Here is a 24348-nt window from a genome sequence, read left to right as displayed (position 1 = left end):
TAGGGTATGAAGCGTCAATGTGGTATTTTGTTTCCTGTATTCTCGGTACCGTCTGAATTCGGAATCGGTTGTTTCTCGAGGGAAGCATATGAATTTGTGGATTTTCTGAAAAAGTCCGGACAGAGCTACTGGCAGGTGCTGCCGCTGGGCCCGACCGGCTTCGGAGATTCACCTTATCAGCCGGTCTCAGCGTTTGCGGGAAATCAGAATTATATCGATCTTAGAACGTTAATTGATGACGGGCTTCTGAGAGAAGATGAGGTTCGCTGCCTGGATTTTGGTCAGGATCAGGAGCGTGTTGATTACGGCGCACTTTATACAAACCGGGGCAGGGCACTTCGGATGGCGTATCCGGCCTTCTGTGAGCGTATTCTGGACTCAAAAAAGCGGACGGAAGAAATCAAAGACGCTCAGAACAAAACGGCTGCAGCTTATACGGTTATGACGGACGGCACTGCGGGAGCAGCGGCGGAGAACGTCACGGATCCAGCAGGACCTGCGGCGGAAAGAGCTGCGGATGCAGCAGCCTCAGCGGTGGATATGAAATCAGAGAATACGGTACTCCCTGAGAAGAGCCTGTATGAAAAGTATACCGAATTCTGTGAGAGAGAATCGTACTGGCTGGACGATTACTGTCTGTACTGTGCGCTCAAGGAAAAGTTCGAGGGAAAGAGCTGGCTGGAATGGGACGACGGTTACAGGGAGCGCAGGGCGGACACACTCAGCCGGGCGAAAAAAGAGCTTCAGGATGAGATATCTTTCTTCCGTTTTGTTCAGTTCGAGTTCTTTACACAATGGGAGCGGCTTCACCGTTATGCCCGGAAACAGGGTATAGAATTTATCGGGGATGTCCCGTTCTATGTGTCGATGGACAGCGCGGATGCGTGGGCCCATCCGGAGGTATTCCGGTTTGACCGCGATCTGAAGCCGGAATATATTGCGGGATGCCCGCCGGATGCTTTTTCCGTGACAGGCCAGCTGTGGGGAAATCCTGTATACGACTGGGAGAGAGGACGGAAGGATCACTATTCCTGGTGGATCCGCAGGATCCGGGCGAATATGGAGCTGTTTGACATCCTGCGGATTGATCATTTTCATGGCTTTTCGAATTACTATGAAATCCCTTACGGAGATGAGACTGCTGAAAATGGCATCATGAAGAAGGGACCGGGCATGAGCTTTTTCCGGGAGATGAAGAAGGCTCTCGGAGAGGTACCGCTGATAGCCGAGGATCTTGGTACGATTACCCCGGAGAATGAACAGCTTCTGAAGGACAGCGGATATCCGGGGATGAAGGTCCTTCAGTACGCATTTGACGGATCAGAGTCGAGCTGGTATCTGACCTACCATCATCCGTTCCACTGCGTCGTCTACACTGGCACACACGACAACACGACGATTCTGGACTGGGTGGAACATGCGTCTGATCATGACCGGGATTTTGCCAGACAGTTTATTCATTCGGAGAATACCGATTACGGAGCATTTGTGTGGGATTTTATCCGCGAGGCATATCGATCGCCGGCAGACACCTGTATTGTTCCGCTTCAGGATTATCTCGTGAAGGGAAGTGAGGCCAGGATCAATACACCCGGCTCGCAGGGAACCAACTGGCAGTGGAGGCTCGCGCCGAATTATCTGTCAGACGCACTGGCGGTCAGCATTCACAACCTCGCAAGGATCTACGGACGGCTGCCAAAGACCGAGCCGAAGATTACAGGCGGACAGAATGATAGAAAGTAGAGGGATTGACGGTATGTCAAATGTAAGCAGAAAATCCGACAGGGAAAAATTCGGCTCCAGAATCGGCTTCATCCTGGTTTCTGCAGGCTGTGCAATCGGAATCGGAAATGTATGGAAATTCCCCTATCTCTGCGGACAGTACGGCGGAGCAGCTTTTATCCTGATTTATCTGGTATTTCTTCTAATCCTTGGAATTCCAGTCATGATCTGTGAATTTTCGGTCGGACGTGCAAGCCGGAAGAGTGCGGCGAGATGTTTCGAGACGCTGGAGCAGAAAGGATCGAGGTTCCACTGGCTGAAATACATCAGTATCATCGGAAGCTATATGCTGATGATGTATTATACAACCGTTGCCGGATGGATGCTTTATTACTGCTATCTTCATGTCACGGGTACATTTGCCGGCGCGGACAGCGCCAGAATAAAATCCGATTATGCCGCGATGCTTTCCAACGCGCCTGGCATGGCTTTCTGGACAATTCTGGTGTGTCTTATCGGTTTTGTGATCTGTTATTTTGGAATTCAAAACGGGGTGGAGCGGGTGACAAAGGTTATGATGACCTGCCTGATGGTTCTGATGGTAGTGCTTGCTGTCCACTCGATATTCCTGAAGGGTGCGGCGAAGGGAATCGCCTTCTACCTCGTGCCGGATTTCCGGAACATGGCGGAGCGCGGTGTCGGAAACGTCATCTTCGCTGCAATGAGTCAGGCGTTCTTCACCTTGTCCATCGGAATCGGAGCCATGCTGATCTTCGGTTCCTACCTGAATAAGGACAGAAGCCTGACGGGAGAAGCAGTCACGATCACGGCGCTGGACACCTTTGTCGCGCTGATGGCGGGATTCATTATCATTCCAGCATGCTTTGCCTATGGGATCGAGCCGGATGCCGGACCAAGTCTCATCTTCCTCACCATACCGAATCTGTTCAGCCAGATGCCGGGAGGAAGAATCTGGGGTGCGCTTTTCTTCGTCTTCCTGTCGTTTGCGGCGCTGACCACGGTTATTGCGGTATTTGAGAATATTATTGCCTTTGATATGGATCTGTTCGGCTGGACGAGAAAGAAGAGCGTCATCATCAGCGCTGTCCTTGTCGTGCTTCTCAGCCTGCCGTGTGTATTCGGCTACAATATCTGGTCATCGTTTCAGCCGCTCGGCGAGGGAACACATATTCTGGACCTTGAGGATTTCATCGTCTCCAATAATCTTCTGCCGCTGGGCAGTCTGGCCTTTGTGCTTTTCTGCACCCGGAAAAGCGGATGGGGATGGGATCATTTCATTCAGGAGGCAGACGCGGGAGAGGGGAGAAAATTCCCGAAAAAACTCAGAACATATATCACCTTTATTGTGCCTGTGATCATCATCGTCATCTACCTGAAGGGATATTACGACATGTTCTCGCCGATGGGAACCGCTGTGCTGACCGGATGGATGTGCATCGCCGTCCTGTTTCTGCTCTTTATTTTTTTCTGCGCGTTCTCAAGAAAGAAAATAACCAAAAAGGCAGCCGGCTGAAACGGTTCCGGCTGGTTTCCATGGCCATTAGACGCAGAAAAAGCAGCCGCCAGGCAGGCAACTGCTTTTTCTGAGTCAACGGTTCGGTCAGTCTTATCGGTCAATGATTCTAAGAATGTCCAGAATTTTCTGCTTCTTTTCGTCGGAATATCTTGAAATAATGGATAGAAGTTCGTTATCGAGAGCTGTGGTGCGATATTCGGGTTCGATCTTCCCGACAAGAGAATCCAGTGTGATTCCGGTCAGTTTTGCGTAGTAGGATAATACGCGAAGGGACATCGCCGTCCGGTTGTTTTCAACGTTGCTGATGTATCCCGGGGTTACGTGAAGTTCAGAGGCAACCTGGTTTTGTGTCAGACCGTTTTTAATCCGAAGCTCTTTAACTTTCCGACCCAGGTCTTCAAAGTCAAAAGCATTTTCGGTTTCCTTACTCATAAAAAGTTCCTCCGTAAATGATGGATGCTGCATATGTCTTGGGCAAACATTATATATTTGAAATATACAATGCTTTTCCTGGTATTAAATATAAAATATTGCCCATATGTAAAAAACTGACGAACAATTCAATGACCACCTAATTTTACCACCGTTATAGGGATAAATAAATATACTATTTTCATATAATATTGAAAAAATGCGCTCTTTTGAACTCTTTTTTATAAAAGCGTTGGAAAAGAGAGTGCATCATGGCGCAGGGTGTTTATCTTTAAGAAAAGAATAAACAAAGAATTTGCATTTTTATAAGAAGGGAGACAGGCATGGAACTTACCATCAGATTTGAAAACTACAGAAACCGTGCGGCGGCATATGACGGAGATCACGAGGTGGGTGAGTGCACGTTCACACGATCGGACAATCGCTGGGTGATTGAACACACAGAGGTAGACCCTTTGTATAATGGGAATGGGATCGCGGGGAAGCTTGTCGATGAGGTGGCGCAGAACGCGAGAAAGATCGGGGTGAAAATTCTTCCGCTCTGTTCCTACGCAAAGAAAAGAATGCAGAGACCGGAATACGCGGATCTTGTAGTCTGACCGTTCAGGATAAAATGATCCGGGAAAAACCGCCCGGGATGAAATGATCCGGGAAAAACCGCCTGGGATGAAATGATCCGGGAAAACTGCCCAGATAAACCGGCTACGATAAATCTTAAAAAATCATAAACCGGTTTGTTGACGGTATCGGATATCCATGTTATAGTTTACTCAAATTTAATACTTACGTAGATGTTTTTAGGAAAAGCGGAATCCTGTACAGGAATTCTTTCAGTATAATCTGTGCCGGAGGACCTGCCGAAGGAGTAAAACTCTCAGGTGTCGTGTGGACGAAGACTAAAAACGGAGTGGACTCTGGAGAAACCCTTCAAGGGTGCCGAAGGTGCAAAGTATCTGCGCAATGCAGGTATGGAATCTCTCAGGCAAAAGGACAGAGTTGTTGATGAACCGGCCGGGCTGTATTTTCAGATACCGTCATCTGTGCGTCGCCGCGCATCGGATGATGAAAGCCGCAGCCAGGCAGTTTTTTCAGCAAAAAGTGCTCCAATTCACATTGCCGGTCGTACCGGCTGGTGGTTGGGGCTTTTTTATTCGCCATGAGTGCTGCCCGGGAGTCTCCTTATTTCTGATACAGATACGCAGGTAAAGAGATTAATCTTAAAGGAGATTTGAAATGGACGCTCTCAACAGTATTGTGGCACTTATTGATGATAAGGTGTGGTTTCTCCTTCTGTTCGTGCTTGTGGGTACGGGAATCTATTTCTCGTTCCGGACAAGATTTGTTCAGGTCCGTCATTTTGGAAGAGCATGGAACCGTGTCTTTGGCAACTTCTCTCTGCATGGCGAAAAGGCCGGGAAGGATGGCATGAGTTCATTCCAGGCACTTGCGACAGCAATCGCGGCACAGGTCGGAACGGGCAATATTGCCGGATGTGCGACGGCACTTGTCGGAGGCGGCCCCGGAGCAATTTTCTGGATGTGGCTTGCGGCATTCTTCGGAATGGCAACGATCTACGGAGAGGCCTGCCTCGCTCAGGTTACGAGATCCCGTGATGATCAGGGCAATATCATCGGAGGTCCGGTTTATTATATCCGCAAGGCATTCAAGAACGGTTTTGGAAAGTTCCTCGCATCGTTCTTCGCGATCATGATCATCCTTGCGCTCGGCATCATGGGCAATATGGTGCAGTCCAACTCCATCAGCGACGCATTTCACACTGCCTTCGGTGCCAATAAGCTGATCATGGGTATTATCATCGCCGTGATAGCTGGATTTATTTTTATCGGCGGAATCAGCCGTATTGCGTCCTTTACGGAAAAGATTGTTCCGATCATGGCGGCGCTTTACCTTGTCGGCGGCTTGATTGTTCTGATTATCAACCACAGAAATCTGCTGCCGGCGCTCGGATCGATCTTTGTCGGAGCCTTTACACCGCAGGCTGTTGTCGGAGCCGGTGCCGGAATCACAGTCCGTCAGGCGCTGAGGCTTGGTGTAGCCCGCGGACTGTTCTCCAATGAGGCAGGTATGGGCTCCACTCCTCACGCGCATGCGCAGGCACAGGTTGATAAACCTCAGGATCAGGGCGAAGTCGCTATGGTAGGTGTGTTCATCGATACCTTTGTCGTACTTACCATGACCGCGCTGGTTATTCTTTCATCCGGTGTTCTTGGCAATTCCATTCCGTACGCGGGTGATACCACCGGTACACCGGTTGCACAGGCTGCGTTCAGTACGGGATTCGGAGCGTTCGGCTCGAAGTTTGTGGCAATCTGTCTGTTTTTCTTCGCGTTCTCAACGATCATCGGCTGGTTCTTCTTCGCGCAGCAGAACATCAGGTACATGATAGGCTCAAAGGCTGTGAAGCCCTTCGCTGTCATTGTCGTTATCTTCATCCTGATCGGGTCAGTCCTGAAGGTAGAGCTGGTGTGGAATCTGTCGGATTTGTTTAACGGGCTGATGGCGCTGCCGAACCTGATCGCGCTGATTGCGCTTTCCGGGGCGGTTGCGAAGATGGCACACGGAACGATGCTCACACATAAAGATCTGTAAGAAAAGTTCAGCGCTGTGCTCATACCTGTTGCCCTTGGAATCGCATCCAGTTCCTCACTCGCTTCGCGGCAGGCAGCCTGTCTGCATTTTCGAAGAGGTTCACACTTTTGTCATGAAATTGGTGTAGAATAATGTTATAAAGTTTTTGGTGAGATTCAGGGAGTATGATTTAAGGGGAATATGTATGAGACTGAGAAGCTGGAAGATGATACAAAAGGATCTGGTTGGCAGTGTAAGCGGCAGCCGGAAGTATGATGACGGGACGTTTATTCATACTTCACCGGTGATTTCCATGGCTTACGATGACGGCCTTTTCATGATGAGAACAGAGAATTCCATCTATGAGTGTGATGTGCAGGATTTTATCGGCACGGAGGTTGAGCTGAATCTGCTGATTGAGAACGCAGAGCATCATGACAGACAGACCACGACAACACTCGACGGGTATCATTACTGAGAGACGATAAGCTGATCCTATAGCGATGCCACAAGATTATGGGTGAAATATTATTCGATTGTGTGCCGTAAAGAGGGTGGGCGCCTCACAAATAGTTGAATATGGAAATCCCCCGGACGGATGGTATAATAATAGAAAATACCATTTGAAAGGGGGCTTTTTATGTTTCTGCTTCTTCCGGCAATGTACGTTTTCTTTTTATATCTCTTTCTCGCGGTCCTGCCTGCTCTGATTCTTCTGATTTATGTGTACCGGCAGGATAAGGTTGAGAAAGAACCGGTCGGACTTCTGATCCGTCTGATCTTTATGGGTGTTGTCGCGGCATTTCTGTCAATGCTTCTGGAAAGAATCGGCAGCTATTTCCTGGACCGGTCCTCTCTGAATCCTTCAGGACTTGCGTACACTGCGGTCATGGCGTTTCTGGTTGTCGCTGTTGTTGAGGAAGGCACGAAATATGCCCTGATGGCGGCGGTTACCTGGAAAAACCCGGCATTTAACTACAGATTTGACGGAATTGTCTATTCGGTTTTTGCGTCGCTGGGTTTTGCTGCGATGGAGAATATTATCTACGAAATGGGGTATGGACCGGGTGTTTTGGTCGGGAGATCGGTTCTGGCAATTCCGGGGCATATGAGCTTTGGTGTTCTGTTTGGAACCTTTTACGGCAGAGCTAAGATTCAGCAGGCGGAGGGGCATCATATCCGTCAGGTTCTATGCATAGTGACCGGGTACATTCTGGCTGTTTTTCTTCATGGCATCTATGATACCTGCGCGATGCTCGGAACGGGAGCTTCGACGCTTGTCTTTGGCATTGTGGTTGTCGTGATTTATCTGGTGTGCTTCCTGCTGGTACGCAGAGAGTCGTCCCGTGATGAAAACGTCTATTATCACAGAAGATTCTTTTGACGAAGGCAGATTCGGTGTGCAAGACGTTTCAGAGACAGGAAGTTTTATCAGAGACTGGATACTTTTGCAGAGACTGGATACTTTTGCAGAGACAGGATGCTTTTGCATAGACAGAAAGTTTTATCAGAGACAGGATGGGGTTTCAGGGACATCAGGTACTGAGACTCAGGGAAAATACCTGATACTATAGAAAGGGGTGTGGATATGTATATCGATAAGTATGAGAAAAGATCCGACCGGGTCCGTTATCTTTCGGGACTTAGTGAGGAGCAGAAGTATGACGCGCTCAATGAGATGATCCGCGCAAGCCGGCATATTGTATTTTTCGGCGGTGCGGGCGTGTCGACCGAGAGCGGAATTCCGGATTTCCGAAGCAAGGATGGTCTGTATAATCAGCACGATGTGAAATTTGACAGCTACACACCGGAATACCTTCTTAGCTGCGATTGTCTGTATCAGCATCCGGAGGTTTTTTACGAATTTTACAGGCAGAAGATGAATGTCGAAGGGATCGAGCCGAATGCGGCGCACAGAAAACTGGCGGAGATGGAGCGGGAGGGGAAACTTGACTGTGTGATCACGCAGAACATTGACGGGCTTCATCAGAAGGCGGGAAGCAAAAAGGTGTATGAGATTCACGGCTCAACACTTCGAAATTACTGTGATCGCTGTCATAAGCGATACCCGTCGGATTACATCTTCCGAAGCAAGGAACCGGTCCCGAGATGCACCGAGCCGGGCTGTGCGGGAATTGTGAGGCCGGATGTAACCCTGTACGGGGAAATGCTGCCTGAGGATGCCTGGAGGAATGCGGAGCGCGCCTGCCGGGAGGCGGACATGATGATTGTGGGGGGCACATCCCTGAGTGTGTATCCGGCAGCCTCGCTTCTGGACTACTTCAGTGGCAGATACCTCGTTCTGATCAATCGAGACAGGACGGTGCGCGACGGGGACGCGGATCTCGTATTCCATGACAGCATCGGAAAGGTTCTGAGTCACTGCGGAAATTGATTGTATCGTCTGTTTATAACAGATTTTATGACAAACATAAGAAAAATCAGATAAAAATTTCTGATTCATGTGGCTTTTTCCAAAATATTCTATATAATAAGGGTATGGAATGAAAAAAGTAAACCAGTTGTGTAAGTGATTACACAGCATCAGGAACGCTGCAAAGCTGGTATGGAGTGGGAAAGAATCACAGCAGACGTGTAAGAGTGTGAATCACAACAGACGTTTAAGGGTGTGAATCACAGGATTCACTTGAAACTTCAGGTTCATCGGGACAGGATCAGAAAGAACAGGTACAGAAGATGGCAGACAGAACGTATTCATCAGACGGACAGCAGGGGAATGCCGATATTACAGAAGAGAGGGACGAAGCGGCGACGAAGCGGCCGGTGACGATCCGGGATATCGCAAAGAAGTGCGGAGTATCCGTCGCTACCGTCAGTAAGGCGCTGAACGGTTACAAGGATGTTTCCATGGAGACATCCCGGAGAATCCGCAGAATCGCGGAGGAGATGGATTATCATCCGGATCCTTCTGCCATTTTGCTTCGGACAAATATTTCTCATAATATCGGTGTGGTTTTTGAGGATGACACATCGTCCGGACTCGTGCATCCTTTTTTTTCAGTGATTCTGAACAGCGCAAAGAAGGAACTGGAGCGTCTAGGCTATGATATCACGTTCATCAGCCAGAAGATGGTCGGGGACTCCTTTCTTCAGCATGTGCGATACCGGAAGTGTGACGGAATTCTCATCGCGAACGTGAATTTCCATGCGCCGGGGATCATTCAGCTCGTGAGAAGCGAGATCCCATTTATCACTATTGATTATCAGGTGAAGAATCACAGCTGCGTGATGTCAGATAATGAAGAAGGCGGTTACGAGCTTACGAAGTATCTCATCGACCATGGACACAGAAGGATTGCCTTCATACACGGCGAAGATACGCTCGTCACACAGAAGCGGCTGGTGGGTTTTTACCGGGCGCTGAAGGAGTCCGGGATCGACGAGGATGAAGTCTCGGTTCATGACGGGAGATACAACGACCCGAAATTTAACAACGAAATTGTGAAGGAGATCATGAACAGCAGGAATAAGCCGACAGCCATCATGTTTTCGGATGATTTTTCTTATATTGGAGGACGGAGAGTGCTGCGTGAGCTCGGATACCGGATCCCGCAGGATGTGAGCGCCGTGGGTTACGACGGAATCGACGTCGGGCAGATCATGGAGCCGGCCCTCACCACATACCGGCAGGATGCCGAGGGCATCGGAAGGCTTGCGGCCCAGAAACTGATTGAGATGGTGGTTAACCGCAAATCAAGCATTATTGAAGAGATCGGAGTAAAGGGAAGGCTTCTGGTGGGCGAGACCGTCCGGGATATCCGTTACAGAAATTAATTCTCTGAATGAGCAGGCACCCCGTCGTAAGGAAGGAGCGTCTGCTGATATTTACGCGAACAGTGAGCCGCAGCTGAATGCGAAGTATTCGTGTGCGGCGAGCGTCGCGATAGCGAGATAAAACTCGCGCAGCGTGTTTTATCTCGTTAAACAAAATAAATGCATCTGTGGGAGTATGCAACTCGCACAAATATAGGAAACTATTTTTATATAAATAGTTTCTTATTTTTTTGCGGGTAAAGTGGTAAAATAAGCCCATGGAAACTGAAACAGATAATTTAGTTTCCGACATCTTGTCGAAGATATGGAGGTCCCGGACGTGATCGATTTTCAGACGGAACAGACAGAGTGGACAGAGCAGACAGAGCAGACAGAGCAGACGGAACAGACAGAGCAGACGAAACCGATGAGTACAGATGCTGCAGCTTCGGATGATGTTTTGTCAGAAGAGTATTGCACCGATCAGGATATCCGGGAAGACATTCTGGAGACAACGCTGCGGCTTTTTAACCGGAAGGGAATGAAGTTTACGATGGATGATCTCGCGAAGGAGCTGCATCGCAGCAAGAAAACCCTTTACGTCTATTTTCCGGACAAAAAGCATCTGCTTTATGAGATGGTGGATTACATCTTTGATTCGATCAAGGAAGATGAGCAGAAGGTGTATGAGAACCGGGAGATGGACATTGTCGAGAGGGTGAGAAGGATTCTGGGCGTAATGCCGGATCGTTATCAGAATGTGGATTTCCGTCAGCTATATGATCTGCGTGACAAGTACCCGTCTGTTTATCATCACCTGAAGGAGCGGCTGGAAAGCGGATGGGAATCAACCGTGGAGCTTTTGAAAGAGGGTATGCGGCAGGGAAGAATCCGGAGATTTTCCATACCGGTTTTTCAGACAATGATGGAGGCAACACTGGAGCAGTTTTTCGAGAGAGATATTCTGATTGAGAAAGGGTTAACTTATCACGCGGCGCTGCAGGAGGTCGTGGATATTCTGGTAAAGGGAATTGTGATCCGCGATCCGTAATCGGAGGAGGCAGTCATGGAAGACAAATCAAGAGAAATATTTGGAAACAGGATACGTGAGCGGGACTATCGGAAAGCGGAAGCTTCCGGGAAAAGGTACGCCAGAAAGTATGGAGATGACGCAAATGCGTCTTATCGTACCATTATCCGGAAAAATCGTTACATCGGTGAATCGCTCGGCGTGAGCGACATCTGTCTGCCGGAGGACGATATTGCAGGAGAGGAGGAATTTGACACCGGAAAGGGAATCATCGTCGGCAATATCCGGATGGGATTCGGACACTACAGGATTTCTATGGCGATGGCTTCCTGCGCGCATGCGATGGGATACAAGCCATACTGGATGGATCTGAATTCGTATCCGCAGACAGCTTGCACAAAGGTAATACGGGCGCAGAACGACCTGTATTCCATGGGCTCCAGGCTGTCCCAGAAGAGCAGGCTGTTCAATAAGGTCATCTGGGAGCCGCTGAACTATGAGGGCTTCCGGAAGCTTTCCTACAATGCCTCCGATCAGAAAAACGCTGAGATTATGGCGGCAGTGTTCCGGAATGTTCCGAAGGATATCCCGGTGATTGGAACGCATGTGTGGCCGGCACAGGCAGCGGTTCACGCAGGTATGAAATATGTCGTAAATGCCATACCGGACAACTGGCCCATGGCGCTTCATCTGGCGGAGGGCAGTATTCACACGGTACAGACGCATCAGGCATATCAGGGATACCGGATTCTGAATGGTATGGACGGGAATCGGGTGCTTCATCCCATGCCGCCGGAATCACTGATCTACACCGGACATTATGTGGATGATGAGCTTGTCCGGAATATTGAAGAGGACTGCGCCGCAAGAATCCGCAGAAAGGACGATGGCAGGCCGATGAGGTTCCTTTTGACAATCGGAGGAGCGGGCGCCCAGAAGGAGATTTTTGCCGGAATCATCCGGCACCTGCTTCCGGTGATCCGAAAGAAGAAGGCGGCGCTTTTCATCAATGTCGGAGACTACCGGAACGTATGGGAGGAGCTGTGTTCGGAAGTGAGCGGGCTCGCGCAGGTCTCGGAGGAACATTTCAACAACTGGAAGGAAACAGAGGAATTTGCGTCGACAGCTCTTTCAGATGATGCGGTCGGGGGTGTACACGCTTTCTGGCATGAAAATATTTTCGAGGCGGTCTACTGTACCAATCTTCTGATGAGAAGCTGCGACGTTCTGGTCACAAAGCCGAGCGAGCTCTCCTTCTATCCGGTGCCGAAGCTGTTCATCCGTCGAATCGGGGGACATGAGAAATGGGGCGCCATCCACTCTGCGGAGATCGGAGATGGAACACTTGAATGCCGGGATCTTCCGCATATTCTTCAGATGACAGATCTTTTCCTGGAGGATGATGTGCTTCTGAAGGACATGTGTACCAATATTATCGGGAATAAGAAGGCGGGAATCTATGACGGCGCATACCGGGCAGTCAGAACGGCTGTGAATCTGAAGCGTGGAATTTGAAAAAGAAATGGGGGTTGAAATGAAACTGACGATACGTAACAAAGCGGCGTTCTGCTTCGGCGCTTTTGGCAAGGATATCGTATATATGCTGGTGAACAGCTATCTGCTCTACTATTACAATGTTGTGCTCGGGATCAGCAGTGCGTTCATCGGAGCGGTTCTGATGGGCGCGAGAATCTTTGACGCGCTGAACGATCCGATCATGGGAATCGTGGTTGCAAAGACGAGAACTAGATGGGGTCGTTTCCGTCCCTGGATTCTGTCCGGAACAGTACTGAACGCGCTGACCGTCTATGCTCTTTTCGCAGTGCCGGACAGCATGAAGCCGGGCTCGATGAAGATCTGGCTAACACTGATTTACCTCGCCTGGGGCGTCACATACACACTGATGGATATTCCCTTCTGGTCCATGATCCCGGCGATCACGGAGCCGGGTAAGGACAGGGAGCAGCTTTCTTCCCTTGCGAGATCAAGTTCGGGAATCGGTGACGCGATTCCCACCGTTCTCACGATGATCGTCGTGCCGGTGCTGTCCGGGACAACGGCGCTTGCGGGATACCGGATCGGGTTCCGCTATTGGGCGCTCATCATCGCAGTGGTATTTCTGGTATCAGAGATCGTATTTGTGAAAAATGTTCCGGAGAAAAAACCGGAGGAGATGAAATCCGCTTCGATTGGCGAAATGTTTGGATCCCTCTTCCGCAACGACCAGGCGCTCTGTGTCGTAGCGGCGGTGATTCTGGTCTATCTGGCACTTGATATCGTTGGAAATCTGATCCTGTATTTCTTCCAGTTCGACCTTGGAAACACCGATGTATACAGCATATTCACGGCCGGATGTTTTCTCGCACAGGTGATTTTCATGATGCTTGTTCCGGTTTTCCGCAGAAATATGGAAAAACTGAAACTCTTTTCCGTTACGATTGTGCTTCAGATCGCCGGCTTCCTGATACTTCTTGCCTTTGCTTTCAGCGGGATTTATAAAGGGTCATGGATTGTTCTGCTTGTTCCGGGCATTCTGGTCTATGCATCTTACGGTGTGCTGAATGTAATGCTGACCATCTTCCTGTCAGACGCCGTAGACTACGGTGAGGCGAAAAACGGAAAACGGGAGGAATCCGTAATTTTCTCTATGCAGACCTTTACGGTGAAGCTGGCATCGGGTATCGCGGCATTTATTTCAGGGCTGGCCATTGAGTGGATCGGACTTGACACGGAGGCAGCCGCGCAGAACGCAGCGACCCTCGGCGGGCTCCGGCTGTGGATGACGGTTCCGTCGGCGCTTCTTCTTGTCGTTGCCTTTCTGTTATTCAGGGGCTTCTACAGGCTGAGTGACAAAAAAATGGCGGAGGTGATGAGCACGCTCCGCAAACAGAAGCAGGAAAATTTAAGATAGCTGTGTTTCGTTCAGAAAAGCGGAACAAAAGGGCTGCCGCCTGCACGAATAAGAATGTGCGGCGGTGGTCTTTTTTTACATCGTTTTGCAACATAATTACATTGAAGGATGTGCAGTGATCATAGATAATAATATAATATATAGAAAAAAGACCATGCACCTGTCTGTATATTTATGAGAGGAAATGCTGATGATCAGAAAGATAAAGAACATATTCATGCTCGGAACACCAAAGACAACTTATGTTTTTCAGGCCCTGCCCAGCGGACACCTGGAGCATCTGTATTACGGCCCCTTATTGGGGGATTTTTCAGAGAAGACAGATGAGGAGCTGCTGCAGGATGCGAAATGTCTGGAAGAGAAAAGGGCATTTCCGGCAGGCAATATGATCTCCTACGATCAGGAGCACATGGATCTCACCCTGGAGGATCTGCGTCTGGAGATGTCATCTCTCGGGAAGGGAGATATCCGGGAACCGTTTCTGGAGATCACGCATGCCGACGGAAGCGTGACCTCGGACTTTCTGTTTGAGGAGGCGAGGATTACCGACGAAAAACCGGAATTTCACACGCTTCCGGGCTCATTGTTCGGAAGCCGGGAGGGGCAGGAGCAGAAGTGTACGGAGAATTTCTGCGGGGAGCGCTATTCCCATCTGATTCTGACGCTGAAGGATGCATCATACGATCTGCGTCTTGAGCTTCACTACTATGTATTTGAAGACTGCGATGTCATTACGAGGTCGAGCCGGCTCGTTAACGACAGCGATGAGGCAGTGGTCCTGAATCGTCTGATGAGCATGCAGCTTGATTTTGAAGACAGCGGATATATCATGAGCACCTTCCACGGCGCCTGGGCGAGGGAGATGTACCGGTCGGACGTTCCGATTGTCTCCGGAAAAATTGTAAATTCTTCCAATGCCGGTTCTTCTTCCAACCGCAGCAATCCGTTCGTGATGCTCCACAGAGAAGACACAACAGAATCCTCAGGGCTGTGCTACGGGCTGAATCTGATATACAGCGGCAATCATTATGAAGCTGCGGAAGTAAACTCCTTTGGAAAGACCCGGTTTGTGTCGGGAATCAATCCGCAGAATTTTTCGTTCATCCTCTCACCGGGAGATGAGTTCGAGGCGCCTGAGGCGGTGATGACCTGTTCGGACGAGGGATATACAGGCATGAGTCTTTCCATGCATCATTTTGTCCGCGAACATATCAGCCGCGGAGTTTGGAAGCATAAGGCGAGACCGGTTCTCCTGAACAGCTGGGAGGCTTCCTACTTCAAGATCAATGAGAACCGTCTGCTTCGTCTGGCAAAGGCTGGCAAGGACGTCGGGATCGAGCTTTTTGTCATGGATGACGGCTGGTTTGGAGAAAGGAACGGAGATGACTGCTCTCTTGGAGACTGGGACGTGAACAGATCCAAGCTTCCGGGAGGCCTGAAGCAGATATCGGAAAAAATGGAGGAGCTCGGGCTTCGGTTCGGAATCTGGGTGGAGCCGGAGATGATCAGCCGCAGAAGCCGGCTCTACGAGGCACATCCGGACTGGGCGATGCAGATACCGGGAAAGCCGCATTCGGAGGGGAGAAATCAGATGATTCTTGATCTGGCGAATCCTGAGGTGGTCGATTATCTGATTGCAAAGATGAGCGAGGTATTCTCTTCCGGCAAGATATCCTATGTGAAGTGGGACATGAACCGCATCATGTCTGACGTCTATTCACCCGCTCTTCCGCCGGAGCGTCAGGGAGAGACCGCTCACCGGTATATCTGCGGATTTTACCGTCTGGCAAAGGCTCTCACGGAGAAATTTCCGGAGATTCTCTTCGAGGGCTGCGCCGCGGGAGGATGCCGGTTTGATCTCGGCGCACTCTGTTACTTCCCGCAGATCTGGGCGAGCGACGACACGGATCCAGTCATGCGGACGAGGATTCAGCAGGGCTACAGCTATGGCTATCCGGCTTCCGTGATGACTGCACATGTTTCCGCAAGTCCGAATCATCAGACACTGCGCGAGACTCCGCTTGACACCAGGTTCAACGTCGCCGCCTTCGGTACACTCGGATATGAGCTCAACCTGAATGACCTGGGGAAGAAGGAACTGGATGAAATCCGGAAACAGATCGCGCTTTATAAGGAATGGCGCGAAGTCTTTCAGTTCGGCGATTTTTACCGCGGACGGTTTGACAATATCGTTGAGTGGACGGTCGTCTCTGCAGACCGGAAACGGGGCGTCGGCATGATGCTTCAGAAACTGACAGAGGCTAATCATCCGTTTGAGATGTACCGGGCGAGAGGGCTGAACGAAGGAAGCCGGTATCATTTCTACAATATCGCGAAACGTCATGATATCCGGGATTTCGGAGATCTGATCAATACTGCGGCACCGGTGCATGTTCGTCAGGGATCTATTCTTCAGAACATGATCGCCCGATTTGTCACTATGCCCGGCGAGCAGGAGGAGATCGAGACGAACGGCGCCGTGCTGATGAAGGCCGGTGTGAAGCTTCAGGGCGCCTACTGTGGAACCGGATACAACGAGAATACAAGATATTTTGCCGACTTTAACTCCAGAATGTATTTCATGGAAGAGGAAAAAACTTCCAGGTAATAGAAAAGACCGGAAGGAATATGCAGAACGAGATAAAACACGCTGTGCGAGTTTTATCTCGCTATCGCGACGCTCGCCGCACACGAATACTTCGCATTCGGCTGCGGCTCACTGTTCGCGTAAATCAAAGTTTCAGGCAGCAGATGCCTGTACACGCAAAAGATGATCGGAACAGCAGGAAATGCCTGCAGAACGGAGGAAGATATGAGTGATGTTGACAATGCAATAACGCGGTTGGCAGGATATGGATTATACACCGGCCTGATTGAAGAGGATGATATCATTTATACGGTGAATCAGATTCTGATGAACCTCGAAAGGGACAGCTATGAGGGCAGCCGGGAAGAGGTGATCGCCTACGCGTCGACTCTGAACGAAGAACGGATCGCAGCGGGAACAGAGCTCGAGGAGACGCTGAAGGAGCTGACCGACGACGCGGTGTCGAGGGGACTTACCGGAGGGGACAGCACCGTCTACCGTGATCTTTTTGATACCCGTCTGATGGGATGCCTGACGCCGAGACCTTCTGAGGTGATCCGCAGATTCCGGAAGCTGTATGAGGATTCCCCGGTCAAGGCAACAGACTGGTACTATGATTTTTCCAGAAACACGGATTACATTCGCAGATATCGTATCGCGAAGGATATGAAGTGGAAGGTTCCAACGGAGTACGGAGATCTGGATATTACGATCAACCTCTCCAAACCGGAAAAAGATCCGAAGGCGATTGCGGCGGCGAAAAACGCTAAGCAGTCAGGCTATCCGAAATGCCAGCTCTGCAGGGAGAACGAGGGATACGCCGGAAGACCGGATCATCCCGCAAGAGAAAATCACAGGGTCATTCCGGTAACCATACAGAATTCGGACTGGTGCTTCCAGTATTCCCCGTATGTGTATTATAATGAACACTGTATTGTGTTTAACTCCCGGCATATTCCGATGAAGATCGAGCATGCGACCTTCTGCAAGCTCTTCGATTTTGTGAAGATGTTCCCGCACTACTTTGTCGGCTCGAATGCAGATCTCCCGATCGTAGGAGGATCCATTCTGAGTCATGATCATTTTCAGGGCGGCCATTATGAATTCGCGATGGCGAAGGCACCCGTAGAACGAAGCTTTTCCGTGGCCGGATTTGAGGATGTGAAGTCGGGAATTGTAAAATGGCCGATGTCCTGTATCCGGCTCTCCGGTCCGGACACCGAACGCATCATTGCGCTCGCGGACAGAATCCTGACCGCATGGAGAGGATATACGGATGAAAAAGTCTTTATCTATGCAGAGACAGACGGGACGCCTCACAACACGATCACGCCGATTGCGAGGAAACGGGGAGAGGATTACGAACTGGATCTGGTTCTCCGGAACAACATCACCACAAAGGAGCACCCGCTCGGCGTCTTCCACCCGCATGCGGAGCTTCATCATATCAAGAAGGAAAATATCGGCCTGATCGAGGTTATGGGTCTTGCTGTGCTTCCCGCAAGATTGAAGAAGGAGATGGCAGATCTCAGGAAAGCAATACTTGAAGGAAGAAATATCCGCGCAGATGAGGAGCTGTCAAAGCATGCAGACTGGGCGGAACAGATCATGAAGCGTCACAGCACGGTCAATGAGACGAATATTGACGATATTCTGAAGGAAGAAATCGGAAAGGTGTTCATGCTTGTTCTGGAAGATGCCGGCGTATTCAAGCGCACAGCGGAAGGACAGGAGGCATTTGACCGGTTTATTCAGGCACTGTAAGAGGCCGGGACGCAGACGGTTCCAAGACGATCCGAGAAGCTGTTTCCGCGACGTTTGTGCTTGGTGCGCGGCGGAAACGGTTATAATTTACGCGAGCGTCGCGATAGCGAGATAAAACTCGCGCAGCGTGTTTTATCCCGTTTCCGCGTTCGCATCCAGGAGGGTTTGGCTGGGGTGCGTCCCTTCGAGAATCCGGTAGAGGATAAGAGGCATCTGTACAGGATAGAAGCATCTGTAAAGGTTAAGAGGTATCTGTCATGAGTGAAAAAATTGTATTTGAAAAGCCCGGCAATTTTCTATATCCGGTGCCTGCAGTCATGATCAGCGTTGCTGGTGAGGTGCCGGGAGAGACAGACCGGCAATACCGGGAGAAATCAGACACAGCCTCTTATAATGCGGCGGGAATTCCAAATATCATAACCGTAGCCTGGGCAGGAACCGTGTGCTCCGACCCGCCGATGCTGTCGATCTCGGTACGGCGCAGCCGGTACTCCTGGCATCTTCTGAAGGAACACGGCGAGTTTGTCGTAAATCTGACCACAGACCGGCTGGTAAGGGCGGCTGATTTCTGCGGCGTCAGATCCGGGAGAGATCTGAATAAGTTCGAAGCCTGCAACCTTACTGCGGGCAGAGGAATCCGGGTACAGGCACCAGTCATTGAGGAATCTCCGGTCAATATCGAGTGCCGGGTAAAACAGGTTCTGGAGCTTGGAACCCATGATATGTTCCTCGCTGAAGTTGTCTGTATCCAGGCAGACAGCCGGTATATGGATGAAAAAGGCAGTTTCCATCTGGAGAAAACCGGACTCACCGCATACTCCCACGGGAAATACTACGAGCTTGGGAGAGAGCTGGGAAGTTTCGGGTACTCGGTCAGGAAGAAGACCGGGAAAAAGCGCAAAAGCGGAAAAACAGAAAAACGGAAAAAATTTTAAAATATAGTTGACAATCACAAAAAGGTCTGATAAGATAAACATCGTTGTGAGCGACAGAAAACGCACACGACATTGAATATCAGCAGATGCAGGAATGGCGGAATTGGCAGACGCGCAGGCTTCAGGTGCCTGTGGTAGCAATACTGTGCGGGTTCAAGTCCCGCTTCCTGCACTTTCTTTTTGCCCGAAAACAGGAAATGAAAGATGAGGCCGGTCATAAATTGATGCCAGTTACTTTGATCACAGAAGAATGAACAGAAGAGCCACAGGAGCACATATTCGTGTTCCCGTGGCTTTTCTTTTGCAGAAATCCCTGCGGTTTGTTTTTTTGAGATTGGAGGAATGTCATGTGTCCGGGACCATGCGTCCGGTACGACCGATCAAGATGAATGTCAGACGTCCATGAATTTCTCAATTTCGTAATTTTAAGAGGAAAGATATGGAAACCTGTGCTATAATCGGGCAGAAGAACTATGCAGCGAGACAACAGGCGTTATGCCGGTGATCTCTCGTATCGCTGCGCTCGCCGCAAAAGGCCGCAGTGCGGCCATCGGCGGCAGGCTGTCCGCGTAAGGAAAAGGCTTATGCCCCGCAGGCGGAGCGTTACATACTGTAGAGGCTACGGATTGAACAAGGAGCACGCAAATGAAAGCTTATTTGATTCTAGAAGATGGGCATGTATTTACAGGGAAAAGTATAGGATCCAGAAAGACTGTCATAAGCGAGATCGTCTTCAATACATCTATGACCGGTTATGAAGAGGTTCTGACTGACCCGTCTTACTCGGGACAGGCTGTCTGCATGACATATCCGCTGATCGGAAATTACGGGATCTGCTACCGGGATCAGGAGTCTCTGAGACCCTATATGGACGGATTTATCGTTCATGAATTATCAAGGGTTCCCAGCAATTTCCGGGAGGAAGACACCATTCAGGCATTTCTGAAGCGCTACAACGTCCCCGGGATCGAAGGCATTGATACCCGTGCTCTGACGAAGATCCTTCGTGAGTCCGGTACGATGAATGGAATGATCACCACAGATCCCGATGTTGTTCCGGAGGAGGTTCTTCCGCAGATCCGGGCATACAGAACCGGAAATGAGGTGGAAGAGGTTACCTGTACAGAAAAGGAGTTCTGGCCGGCGACGGATACCGTTGTTGGAGGAATTACCGGCCCTGCCTATAAGGACGCGGATCCAGAAGCTCCGGTAAGCGGAAAACGCACCGGACACACCTATAAGGTTGCGCTGATGGATTTCGGTGTGAAGTACAATATCATTCGTTCTCTGAATCAGAGAGGCTGTGATGTCACGGTGTATCCTGCCTGGACTAAGGCGGAAGAGGTTCTGGCCGGTCATCCGGACGGAATTATGCTGACAAACGGTCCCGGAGATCCCAAGGACTGTCCGGATGAGATCCGTGAGGTCCGGAAGCTTTACGAGTCGGATGTGCCGATCTACGCGATCTGCATGGGCCATCAGCTGATGGCGCTTGCTGCCGGCTTCAACACAAAGAAGATGAAATACGGACACAGGGGAGGAAATCACCCCGTGAAGGATCTGGAAACCGGGCGGGTCTATATTACCTCGCAGAACCACGGCTATGTCGTCGATACGGACACGGTGGATCCGGAGATCGCGGAGCCGGCTTATGTGAATGTAAATGACAGGACGAATGAGGGCCTTCGCTACAAGGGCAAGAACATTTTCACAACGCAGTTCCATCCTGAGGCGTGTCCAGGCCCGCAGGATTCCGCGTATCTGTTTGACAAGTTTATCAGAATGATGGGAGGTGACCAGTAATGTCCAGGGATATGAGTATAAAGAAGGTACTGGTAATTGGTTCCGGTCCTATCGTTATCGGACAGGCTGCGGAGTTCGACTATGCGGGTACACAGTGCTGCCGTTCTCTGAAGGAGGAGGGTGTCGAGGTTGTGCTTCTGAACTCCAACCCGGCAACCATCATGACGGACGGAGATATCGCGGACAAGGTGTACATTGAGCCGCTGACCGTTGAGGTAGTGGAACAGCTGATCCTGAAGGAAAAACCGGACAGTGTTCTTCCGACCATGGGAGGCCAGGCAGGACTGAACCTTGCCATGGAGCTGGAAGATCGTGGCTTTCTGAAGGAAAACCATGTCCGTCTGATCGGTACCACCTCTCTGACGATCAAGAAGGCGGAAGACCGTCAGATGTTTAAGGACACCATGGAAAAAATCGGCGAGCCGGTAGCGGCCTCAGAGGTCGTTCACAGCCTGGAGCATGGCATCCGGTTTGCGGAGAAAATCGGTTATCCTGTAGTGCTGCGTCCCGCGTATACGCTCGGAGGATCGGGCGGCGGAATTGCTCATGATGAGAATGAGCTGCGTGAGATTCTGGCTAACGGACTCCGGCTGTCCCGCGTGCACGAGGTACTTGTTGAGCGCTACATCGGCGGATGGAAGGAAATCGAATATGAGGTGATGCGCGATTCCGCGGGAAACGTCATCACGGTCTGCAACATGGAGAACATTGATCCTGTCGGCGTTCACACCGGCGATTCCATTGTCGTTGCTCCGTCGCAGACGCTTGGCGACAAGGAGTATCAGATGCTCCGGACCTCTGCACTGAACATCATTACCGAGCTCGGAATCACCGGAGGCTGCAACGTGCAGTATGCCCTGAACCCGGACAGCTTTGAGTATTGCGTCATCGAGGTAAATCCGCGTGTGAGCCGTTCCTCCGCGCTGGCCTCCAAGGCGACCGGGTATCCGATCGCGAAGGTAGCAGCGAAGATCGCCCTCGGCTATACTCTGGATGAGATTCCGAACGCAATCACGAAGAAAACTTTCGCAAGCTTCGAACCGATGCTGGACTACTGTGTTGTCAAGATCCCGCGGCTTCCGTTTGACAAGTTCATCACGGCAAAGCGTACACTTACGACACAGATGAAGGCAACCGGCGAGGTCATGAGTATCTGCACGAATTTCGAGGGAGCACTGATGAAGGCAATCCGTTCCCTTGAACAGCATGTGGATTCTCTCATGAGTTACGATTTCACCGGCCTTTCGGAGGATCAGCTGATCCACGATCTGTCGATCATCGATGATATGCGGATCTGGAGAATCGCGGAGGCAGTAAGGCGGGGCGTGCCGTATGACCGCATTCACTCCATTACGAAGATCGATATCTGGTTTATTGACAAGATTGCCAGACTCGTAGAAATGGAAAATATTTTGAAGAGCGGCAGGCTGGACGTGGAGACCCTGCGTGAGGCAAAGCGGATGGAGTTCCCGGATTACCTGATCGCGAAGCTGAACGGATCTGTTTCCGAAGCAGAGGTTAAGGAGATGCGCAAAAAGGCGGGAATTACCGCCGCATACAAAATGGTTGATACCTGCGCCGCGGAATTCTCCGCGGAGACTCCTTACTTCTACTCCGTCTACGGCGGTGAGAATGAGGCGGTTTCCACCGGAGACAGAAAGAAGGTTCTCGTACTCGGTTCCGGACCGATCCGAATCGGCCAGGGAATTGAGTTCGATTTCTGTTCTGTCCACGCCACCTGGGCGTTTGAAAAGGAAGGATACGAAACCATCATCATCAACAACAACCCGGAGACCGTTTCCACTGACTTCGACATCGCGGACAAGCTCTATTTTGAGCCGCTTACGCCTGAGGATGTGGAAAACGTTGTAAATGTCGAGCATCCGGACGGAGCCGTCGTGCAGTTCGGCGGTCAGACGGCGATCAAGCTGACGGAGGCACTGATGAAGATGGGAGTTCCGATTCTCGGCACCTCCGCCTCTGATGTAGATGCGGCGGAAGACAGGGAGCGGTTTGATCAGATCCTTCGTCAGACCGGCATTCCGAGAGCTTCGGGAGGCACAGTATTTACTGCGGAAGAAGGAGTCAAGGTCGCCAACGAGCTCGGCTATCCGGTTCTGGTGCGCCCGTCCTATGTACTGGGAGGACAGGGCATGCAGATCGCGATAAGCGATGACGACATCCGGGAGTACATTGGCGTTATCAACCGTTATACACAGGAGCATCCGATTCTGGTCGATAAATATCTGGCGGGAACTGAAATTGAGGTCGACGCGGTCTGTGACGGCGAAGACATCCTGATTCCGGGCATCATGCAGCATATCGAGCGGGCAGGCATACACTCCGGAGACAGTATCTCTGTGTATCCGGCAAAGGATCTCTCGGCAGAAATCAAGAAGAAAATTGAAACCGACACCCGGAAGCTCGCGAATGCCCTTCACGTTCTCGGAATGATCAACATCCAGTTTATTGTTTACAAGAACGAGGTATATGTGATTGAGGTAAATCCGAGATCCTCCCGCACGGTTCCTTATATCAGCAAGGTCACAGGTATTCCGATCGTACCGCTCGCGGCGCAGGTGATTCTCGGCCACAAGATCCGGGAGCTCGGATATGAGCCTGGTCTTCAGCCGGAGGCGGATTATATGGCAATCAAGATGCCTGTCTTCTCCTTCGAAAAGATCCGGGACGCGGATATCAGCCTCGGACCGGAGATGAAATCCACAGGAGAATGTCTGGGCATCGCGAAGTCCTTCAACGAAGCGCTTTACAAGGCCTTCATCGGAGCAGGCGTCCGTCTGCCGAAATACAAGAACATGATCGTCACTGTCCGTGACAGCGAGAAGGAGGAGATCACTCCGATCATCAAGAGATTTGAAAATCTCGGATATAAGATTTTCTCAACCCGGGGAACTGCGAAATACCTGACAGAACATGGAGTTCATGCAGTTCCGGTTAATAAAATCGAACAGCCGAGTCCGAACCTCATGGATCTGATTCTCGGACATAAGATTGATCTGGTCATCGATATACCGGAACAGGGCGCGGAGCACTCCAGAGACGGATTTGTCATCCGCAGAAATGCCATCGAAACCGGCGTAAATGTCATCACCGCAGTAGATACGGCAAGAGCGCTGGCGACATCTCTGGAAAATACGGATATCAAGACGCTCGATCTGATCGATATCGCAAAGATTTTGAAACGAGGAAACAGAAACAAATAAGAGTCAGAGGACAATCCGGTTTTTACTGAAGATGTAAAGA

At 50.4% G+C, this 24348-nt stretch carries 18 protein-coding genes, 1 tRNA gene and 1 riboswitch; of the genes, 17 read left to right on the top strand and 2 right to left on the bottom strand.

Annotated features, from left to right (window positions below; genetic code table 11):
- Positions 1–6 precede the first annotated feature (6 nt).
- Together malQ and ACTQZS_RS03795 are read left to right on the top strand one after the other, a co-directional pair.
- Positions 7–1743: a 4-alpha-glucanotransferase gene (malQ, locus tag ACTQZS_RS03800; protein WP_441474662.1), complete on the top strand. Its 1737-nt coding sequence runs from the start codon at positions 7–9 to the stop codon at positions 1741–1743.
- Positions 1730–3256, top strand: coding sequence for a sodium-dependent transporter (locus ACTQZS_RS03795; RefSeq protein WP_441474661.1), 1527 nt, complete (start codon positions 1730–1732; stop codon positions 3254–3256). The genes malQ and ACTQZS_RS03795 overlap by 14 nt, the downstream gene beginning before the upstream one ends.
- A gap of 93 nt (positions 3257–3349) precedes the next feature.
- Here the strand turns inward: ACTQZS_RS03795 and ACTQZS_RS03790 are convergent, their stop codons facing one another.
- Complete coding sequence (locus ACTQZS_RS03790; protein WP_441099526.1) at positions 3350–3691, bottom strand: helix-turn-helix domain-containing protein; 342 nt, start codon at positions 3689–3691, stop codon at positions 3350–3352.
- Positions 3692–4014: 323 nt separating this feature from the next.
- On the opposite strand from ACTQZS_RS03790, the gene ACTQZS_RS03785 reads away from it, so the two are divergent.
- Complete coding sequence (locus ACTQZS_RS03785) at positions 4015–4290, top strand: GNAT family N-acetyltransferase (protein WP_441474660.1); 276 nt, start codon at positions 4015–4017, stop codon at positions 4288–4290.
- Between the two features lie 305 nt (positions 4291–4595).
- Positions 4596–4695, top strand: a riboswitch (glycine riboswitch).
- Here the strand turns inward: ACTQZS_RS03785 and ACTQZS_RS03780 are convergent.
- Positions 4670–4849, bottom strand: coding sequence for a hypothetical protein (locus tag ACTQZS_RS03780; RefSeq protein ID WP_441474659.1), 180 nt, complete (start codon positions 4847–4849; stop codon positions 4670–4672). It overlaps the preceding riboswitch by 26 nt.
- A gap of 75 nt (positions 4850–4924) precedes the next feature.
- Here ACTQZS_RS03780 and ACTQZS_RS03775 point away from each other — a divergent pair, with 75 nt between their 5' ends.
- The 14 genes from ACTQZS_RS03775 to carB all read left to right on the top strand — a co-directional run bounded on the left by ACTQZS_RS03775 (position 4925) and on the right by carB (position 24308).
- Positions 4925–6301 carry an alanine/glycine:cation symporter family protein gene (locus tag ACTQZS_RS03775; protein ID WP_441474658.1) on the top strand — a complete coding sequence of 459 codons (1377 nt, stop codon included), beginning with the start codon at positions 4925–4927 and terminating at the stop codon, positions 6299–6301.
- Positions 6302–6485: 184 nt separating this feature from the next.
- The gene (locus tag ACTQZS_RS03770) at positions 6486–6758 is read left to right on the top strand and encodes a hypothetical protein (protein WP_441474657.1); all 273 of its coding nucleotides are present in this window, start codon (positions 6486–6488) and stop codon (positions 6756–6758) included.
- A gap of 162 nt (positions 6759–6920) precedes the next feature.
- Complete coding sequence (locus ACTQZS_RS03765; RefSeq protein WP_441474656.1) at positions 6921–7664, top strand: PrsW family intramembrane metalloprotease; 744 nt, start codon at positions 6921–6923, stop codon at positions 7662–7664.
- 204 nt (positions 7665–7868) lie between these two features.
- On the top strand, positions 7869–8675 hold the full coding sequence (locus ACTQZS_RS03760; RefSeq protein ID WP_441474655.1) for an NAD-dependent protein deacylase: 807 nt from the start codon (positions 7869–7871) through the stop codon (positions 8673–8675).
- Between the two features lie 302 nt (positions 8676–8977).
- A complete protein-coding gene (locus ACTQZS_RS03755) occupies positions 8978–10075 on the top strand; it encodes a LacI family DNA-binding transcriptional regulator (protein ID WP_441474654.1) in 1098 nt (365 codons plus the stop codon).
- Positions 10076–10394: 319 nt separating this feature from the next.
- A complete protein-coding gene (locus ACTQZS_RS03750) occupies positions 10395–11105 on the top strand; it encodes a TetR/AcrR family transcriptional regulator (RefSeq protein WP_441474653.1) in 711 nt (236 codons plus the stop codon).
- A gap of 15 nt (positions 11106–11120) precedes the next feature.
- Positions 11121–12599, top strand: coding sequence for a DUF6937 domain-containing protein (locus ACTQZS_RS03745; RefSeq protein ID WP_441474652.1), 1479 nt, complete (start codon positions 11121–11123; stop codon positions 12597–12599).
- A 19-nt stretch (positions 12600–12618) separates the two neighbouring features.
- Positions 12619–13995 (top strand): glycoside-pentoside-hexuronide (GPH):cation symporter, encoded by a 1377-nt coding sequence (locus ACTQZS_RS03740; RefSeq protein ID WP_441474651.1) that lies wholly within the window; start codon positions 12619–12621, stop codon positions 13993–13995.
- A 190-nt stretch (positions 13996–14185) separates the two neighbouring features.
- On the top strand, positions 14186–16603 hold the full coding sequence (locus tag ACTQZS_RS03735; protein WP_441474650.1) for an alpha-galactosidase: 2418 nt from the start codon (positions 14186–14188) through the stop codon (positions 16601–16603).
- A gap of 204 nt (positions 16604–16807) precedes the next feature.
- Positions 16808–18346, top strand: coding sequence for a UDP-glucose--hexose-1-phosphate uridylyltransferase (gene galT / locus ACTQZS_RS03730; RefSeq protein WP_441474649.1), 1539 nt, complete (start codon positions 16808–16810; stop codon positions 18344–18346).
- A gap of 257 nt (positions 18347–18603) precedes the next feature.
- Positions 18604–19281 (top strand): flavin reductase family protein, encoded by a 678-nt coding sequence (locus ACTQZS_RS03725; RefSeq protein ID WP_441474648.1) that lies wholly within the window; start codon positions 18604–18606, stop codon positions 19279–19281.
- Positions 19282–19369: 88 nt separating this feature from the next.
- A tRNA-Leu gene (locus ACTQZS_RS03720) sits at positions 19370–19453 on the top strand.
- 473 nt (positions 19454–19926) lie between these two features.
- A complete protein-coding gene (locus ACTQZS_RS03715) occupies positions 19927–21084 on the top strand; it encodes a carbamoyl phosphate synthase small subunit (RefSeq protein WP_441474647.1) in 1158 nt (385 codons plus the stop codon).
- On the top strand, positions 21084–24308 hold the full coding sequence (gene carB / locus ACTQZS_RS03710; protein WP_441474646.1) for a carbamoyl-phosphate synthase large subunit: 3225 nt from the start codon (positions 21084–21086) through the stop codon (positions 24306–24308). Before ACTQZS_RS03715 ends, carB begins: the two co-directional genes overlap by 1 nt.
- The last annotated feature ends 40 nt before the right edge of the window (positions 24309–24348 follow it).

The organism is Bilifractor sp. LCP19S3_H10, from assembly GCF_052119185.1.
Lineage (GTDB): Bacteria > Bacillota > Clostridia > Lachnospirales > Lachnospiraceae > Bilifractor.
The sequence above is the reverse complement of the archived record's forward strand: the minus strand, read 5'-3'. Positions and strand labels throughout refer to the sequence as shown.